Annotated in this window: 5 protein-coding genes; 2 read left to right on the top strand and 3 right to left on the bottom strand. The window is 34.8% G+C overall.

Annotated elements, in window-relative coordinates; translation table 11 throughout:
* The first annotated feature begins 8 nt into the window (after window positions 1-8).
* Window positions 9-1,919 (top strand): GH25 family lysozyme, encoded by a 1,911-nt coding sequence (locus HMPREF1140_RS11525; RefSeq protein WP_009663983.1) that lies wholly within the window; start codon window positions 9-11, stop codon window positions 1,917-1,919.
* A gap of 95 nt (window positions 1,920-2,014) precedes the next feature.
* Here HMPREF1140_RS11525 and HMPREF1140_RS11530 read toward each other — a convergent pair whose 3' ends face one another.
* Window positions 2,015-3,100, bottom strand: coding sequence for a tetratricopeptide repeat protein (locus HMPREF1140_RS11530; protein WP_009664013.1), 1,086 nt, complete (start codon window positions 3,098-3,100; stop codon window positions 2,015-2,017).
* Window positions 3,091-3,687: a transcriptional regulator gene (locus HMPREF1140_RS11535; protein WP_009664003.1), complete on the bottom strand. Its 597-nt coding sequence runs from the start codon at window positions 3,685-3,687 to the stop codon at window positions 3,091-3,093. The genes HMPREF1140_RS11530 and HMPREF1140_RS11535 overlap by 10 nt, the downstream gene beginning before the upstream one ends.
* A 404-nt stretch (window positions 3,688-4,091) precedes the next feature.
* Here HMPREF1140_RS11535 and HMPREF1140_RS11540 point away from each other — a divergent pair, with 404 nt between their 5' ends.
* Window positions 4,092-5,231, top strand: coding sequence for a hypothetical protein (locus tag HMPREF1140_RS11540; protein ID WP_009664016.1), 1,140 nt, complete (start codon window positions 4,092-4,094; stop codon window positions 5,229-5,231).
* A gap of 88 nt (window positions 5,232-5,319) precedes the next feature.
* On the opposite strand, the gene HMPREF1140_RS11545 is transcribed toward HMPREF1140_RS11540, so the two are convergent.
* On the bottom strand, window positions 5,320-6,000 hold the full coding sequence (locus HMPREF1140_RS11545; protein WP_009664020.1) for a hypothetical protein: 681 nt from the start codon (window positions 5,998-6,000) through the stop codon (window positions 5,320-5,322).
* Window positions 6,001-6,185 lie beyond the last annotated feature (185 nt).

Raw genomic sequence — 6,185 nt, forward strand, 5'->3', positions numbered from 1 at the left:
GGTACAAAATGCATTTAAATAAATTTATAAAAACGGCTATATCTTTGTCACTTGCGCTGTCTTTGCTTAGTCCGGTTACATCATTTGCAGCCAATGAATGGACAATGCAAACACCGGGAGTATATCAAATGCTTGACGGATCATCCCTTACCGGAGTAGTTGCAAGAGGTATTGACCTTTCACATTATCAAGGTGATGTTGACTGGGATAAGGTTGCCGCAGATGATGTTCAGTTCATCATACACGGAACCAGATACAAAGGTCAGATTGACCCTGTTATAAGAAGAAATCTTACTGAAGCAAACAAAAGAGGTATAAAGCTCGGAGTATATATTTATTCCTATGCAATGACAGTCGCACAGGCTGATGCAGAGGCTGACTTTGTTTTGGACATAATAAAGGACTATCCTATTTCATATCCTGTAGCATTTGACGTGGAGGATGCCAATACACAGGGTAAACTTCCAAAAGACGAGCTTACAGCTATAATAAAGACATTCTGTAATAAGGTGGAAGCCGCAGGATATTATCCTATCGTATATGCAAATGACTATTGGATTGCAAACAAGCTTGATATGAATGCCTTGAAAAAATACGATATCTGGGTTGCCAGATATAATGTAAAGCATTCATATCCGGATCCTGTTATCTGGCAGGCTACAAGTACAGGTAAGGTAAACGGTATAAAAGGTAATGTAGATATTGACTTCCAATATAAATCTTTTTCCGATAAGATTCCTGCAAATACCTGGAGAACTATTGCAGGAAAGAGATATTATTACAAAGACTACAATATGGTAAAGGATTCATGGGTACATGACTCCAACAATTCTTACTATATGGATTCAAACGGTACGGCAAAGACAGGTTGGTTTACTTCAAATAATGCAAGCTATTATCTGGATCCGTTAAAAAACGGTGCCACAAAAAAAGGATGGTACAAGGAAAATTCAGACTGGTACTATCTTGACAGCACTGACGGCAAGATGATTACAGGTTGGATAAATGACGGAAACAAGAGATACTATGCCGACAAAGACGGTAAAATGCAGACAGGTTGGCTTGTAGACGGTAAAAATACATATTTTCTTGCTCCTTCAGGTGTTATGACTACCGGTTGGGTAAATGACAATAACACATGGTACTACATGGATAACAACGGTAGAATGCAGACAGGCTGGATAGATACCGGTAACCAAAGATATTACATGGACAATACAGGTAAGATGCAGACAGGTTGGACAGATATCGGAAATTCAAGATATTTCCTCACCAAGTCAGGTGCTATGTATAAGGGTTGGCTGAATGATTCTGGTGCCTGGTATTATATGGATAATAACGGTGCTATGAAAACAGGTTGGATCAATGATAAGAACACCTGGTATTACACGGATAACACCGGTAAAATGCAAACGGGCTGGATAAATGACGGAAAGAACAGATATTTCCTTACCGACTCGGGTGCTATGAAGACAGGTTGGTTAAAGGATGGCAATGACTGGTATTATATAGACAAGTCAGGCTCTCTAAGAACCGGATGGATAAATGACGGAAATACATGGTACTATTTGGACGGCTCAGGCAAGATGCAAACAGGCTGGCTTGATCAAAACAATCAAAGATATTTCCTTTCTCCAAGCGGTGCTATGAAGACAGGTTGGATAAATGTAGATAAAAGCTGGTATTACATGAACAATTCAGGAAGCATGACAAGAGGCATGATAAATGTCAACAATGTTTCATACTATTTTGATGAAAGCGGAAAGATGCTTTCCAATACAACAGTAAATGTAAACGGTACAGACTATCGTATAGACGCTTCAGGTGCTATGTCTCAGATTGTTCCCGAGACAACATCAAGTCCTGAAACTTCAGCAGCCGTTTCCACACAGGCAAGTGTAGGACCAACAGGAAACTAAATTAAAATGATAAAGAGCCACCTAAAGTTTTTAAACTTTCATAGGTGGCCTTTTTATCTCACTAACTCTTTTTTATATCAAACAATTAACCCAAGTTATTCCAAAAGCTTTTTCCATTTTTTAATCATATCCTCTGCATAAGAAATCAAATCTTTATTCTTACTCTCCTTCAAAACAAGCTCCAGCCATTTAATTGCCTCTTCAACCTTGTTATCAAAATAGTAGTTATCCGCCACTATACAATGAAGCTCATCCCTTAAGTCGGTTTCTTCATCAGGTATTCTATCCAGCAAATCTTTAGCTGTTTCTGTAGATTTATCATACATCTCTACTTGCTGATATATATACGCCAGTTTTCCTCTTGCCTCTATATCATCGGGGTCCAATTCAACAGTCTTTTCAAACCAAGGTATTGCCATAGAATATTGGTAACAGTTATTTAAAGAGATTGCAATGGCATAAGCGTTATCTGCAGTCGGATTGTTTGCATACATCCTATATCCTAATGGCAGGTATTCCAGGTTTTGATCATCGCTTAATTCGTTTGCATATTGCTCTTCCTCTTTTGTAAGAGGAGTTTTATCCCCGGTATCAAGAAATTCTTTTGTCAATGTATTGATTCTGTCTTCTTTATGTGAATTTATAAATTCCAACACATCAGGAATAACATTCTCTTTAGCATATTCTGATTGTGCAAACCACACATTGGATTGTCCGAATCCCTTTCCTGTTCCATCCTTTGCCGCTCTTCCAACAGTAAAGGTTCTCTTATCTTCCGGTAAAAGATATGCATCCTCTGCCTTACATTCAAACCAATAAGATCTGTCAATACCGCTTGCAGGTGTACAACGCATTTCTTTTAAAAATCTGTTTGCAGTTGCATTCTCATACCATCCAACGACTACTGTACCTCTTTCAGGATGCACGGCACACCAAACAACCAGTACATTATTTGTCTCATCAAAATGGCGATACTTCTTATCAAATTTCTCTATATGAAATTCCTCTCCAATAGTTCTAACGAAGCCATAGCAACGCCCGTCCATATTTAGGAAGTTCCACTTTTCATGTGCATCTTCATTTTCCTGAACCCATCTGCCTCCTGTTTTCGGCTTTATCTCTCCTGCAACACGTCCGTCATAGTATCTCAAATATGCAATATTACAAAATATTATATACATAACTCATCCTTTCTATCTTCAATAACAATATTCAATGCATTATTTCCGTCTTTCAAGCATGCAATCGGCTTATTTCGCATACTTGCAAAAGAAGACATCCTCTTTGGTAGCGCTTCTTTTGTATCAACATAGTACTTTGCCTTACCTCTCTCTACTACTAAAAAGATTTCGAATTCTTCTGGAACGAGTACGTCCAACAGATAGAACATATTATCATGAAATTCCTTAAGAAGTTCTCTTCTTACATCTGCAGTGCTCTCAGGATTCAGATTTATCAAATCATCAATCCTATGTAAAACAAACTCTCGCTCATTCTCTCTAAAATCTTCCTGCATTCGCGGTATCTGCTCTCTTTCAAGCAAGCCTACCGGACCATGATACCCCAGAGCATATTTCATCCAGTTCAGATCCATATCAAGTAATACCGATAATTTAAAAAGTGTTTCTGCACTTACAGTATCGTGATTAAGCTGTGCCGAAAACGTGGTATTTTTAATTCCAAGTTCGCCTGCAATCTGTTTTTCCGTTCTGTTTCGATTTTTAATAAAACGCTTTATCATTCCACCTATACTATTTGTATCTTTCACACCGGAATCACCTCCTTTATTTGATATATATACTATATCAGGCCTTCTACATTGATAATAGAGTAAAAAATCCAATGTGGTTGGATTTTTATGAGAAATTTGCACTATTTATAAAGTAGAGTCTAAATCCAAGGTATTTCCACTATATAAATATCAAAACTCTACTACTATCAATAATTGAGATACCTATGTGTACATGGTGACAAAAGATTCGCGTACTATAAAAAATATACGACATCTGTATTATTGGTATTTAATAAATAATATTTATTATGTATACTATACATTGAAAAACTTCTGAACTAACGCTTAGTTTAGAAGTTTTTCTCCATATTTACAATCCATATATTTAATGATAGTATTTACGTGAGTAAACTTCAAATATATTTTTAGGAGAATTTATAATGAAAAAGAAGCTATTTGCCTTATTCTTATTATCATTTTTAATGTCTTCACTTTCAGGATGCCATTCACCAAAAGATAGTAATACCACCTCTGTTGCACAGGAAAGTGAATCTCTCTCAACACCGGAAACTTCAACAGAAGAAAAACCTACCACTTCAGCCAAAAGTGATATAACTCAAACTTCAATAGATAACGAACTTTCTATATCAGAAAGTACCTATTTTCCGTATGAAAATTTAAATGAGTTAACTATTAATGAAAATACTGATAAGGACAGCTTAAAAAATATCATCAGCAAACTCCCTGAGATAGCTGAATATATACAACTTAGTGATGTGGAGTTAAGTAATGACTCTTCGACCATCACAATCAAATATGATGAATTTTATGAAGGTGCAATCGCATCCAGGCTTTATGATATTGATTTAACACCACCCGGCATAGATGAAAATCCTTTGCATTCTTCACCATATATATTTCCAAGGCTTGACAATAATGCTTTGCTTTTAATAATAGCCAATGATTCCATATCATATGTAAATTATGAGATTTCTGTACCTGAGGAATTTTATGATTCAAAACCTCTTACTCTAAAACTTGCAAGAGAAAACTTTATAAAGCACATAGGTGATATATCTGGTGCCAGAGAAGATAAAAGCCGTTATGATATTTTATTAGATTATGATAACGCCATATTTGCCAATAGAATTCACCTTAATGGTGTAGTCCTCGGTTCTGAAGAAGAAGTGCTCATTAAAAGATATAAAGAACCTAATGAAAAAAATGGAAATAATTATATATATCTTTCCGAAGATAGCACTATAACATTTAGGCTCGAAAAAGGAAAAACTGAAGATAATCTATTAACTGTTACAAAGATTTCAGTTCGCCCACTTAAAAAAATCATATATGAACAGTTTTTCCCACTCAGTATAGGATTATTACCTGAGCAAAATGGAGTTTTAAACAAATCGCGTGTTGTGGACTACCTTGGAGAACCTAGAATAAAAACTTCGGATACTTATTATTATAGACTAACCTCCGGTTTATCTGATTATCTATACTTTACATATGATGATAATGAAAATGTAATAGAATATGGAATGGTAAGAGAAGAACTTATACCTAAAAATCATTAAATATAAAATGGGCTGTAACTTATAAAAAATTACGTTACAGCCCCCTCTTTTATACAAAACTATTTTATTCTATCATAGATTATTCAAGTTACTTTACAAATCTGGAAAACAAATCTATCAATATTCCAATTAATATACTTACAGCAACACATATTAAAGTTATCCTTGCAAGCATCCTGCCCTTATTCCAGTACTTTGTACTTATATGCAATCCGTCTATCAAATCTATTCCCGGTATCAGTTGAAGTATAAAGTGCATTGAACTTCTCTCAAAAGTCATCTTCTTTTGCTTCCTTGTAATGTCCAAAATACAAATAGTTAATATAAAACATGGCAACTCTATTACAGTTGTGCATACCAGCAGTACAGGTAGTAAAATCCACATACCAATTATAAATGGCCAAGTAATAATGACAAACGGTAATAAAAATACCAAAAAAAAGGCTCCAACTCCGAATAAGCAAATATAAACAGGCAGACCTCTACCAATTAACATAATTGGCATAAGTGTGTATTTATAAAAGAAATAGTTATTTATACAGTAATCTATATCCTCTGTCTTTATAGCTTCCAGTATATTTATAATTTGTACTCTGATAAGTATTACATATACCACAATAAACAATATATTATTCACCGCAACAATTACAGTAGGAATACTTACATCTGATTCCGATAAGATTTGATGCAAAACAATTATATTAAAGCATAGCCATGCATATATTAAAATTATATAGAATATATCTAAAACAGGCTGAAATTTCTTCAAATTATTTTCTCCGTACTTATTTAAACAAGATTATACCTAAAATCTATATGCCAAATAAATCCACAATACTAACAATATTTCGCTAAAGGTAAAAACGGCAGACACAATGGCCAATCTCCTGCCTCTATTCCAATACTTTATACTTATATATAAACCGTCTATAATATCCAACACCGGTATCATCT

Source organism: Lachnoanaerobaculum sp. ICM7 (assembly GCF_000287675.1).
In the GTDB taxonomy this organism is placed as follows: Bacteria; Bacillota; Clostridia; order Lachnospirales; family Lachnospiraceae; genus Lachnoanaerobaculum.

Bases quoted from the DNA above. Each gene is read 5' to 3' on its own strand.
- HMPREF1140_RS11525 (WP_009663983.1), top strand. From the start codon at position 9: ATGCATTTAAATAAATTTATAAAAACGGCTATATCTTTGTCACTTGCG.
- HMPREF1140_RS11530 (WP_009664013.1), bottom strand. From the start codon at position 3,100: ATGTATATAATATTTTGTAATATTGCATATTTGAGATACTATGACGGA.
- HMPREF1140_RS11540 (WP_009664016.1), top strand. From the start codon at position 4,092: ATGAAAAAGAAGCTATTTGCCTTATTCTTATTATCATTTTTAATGTCT.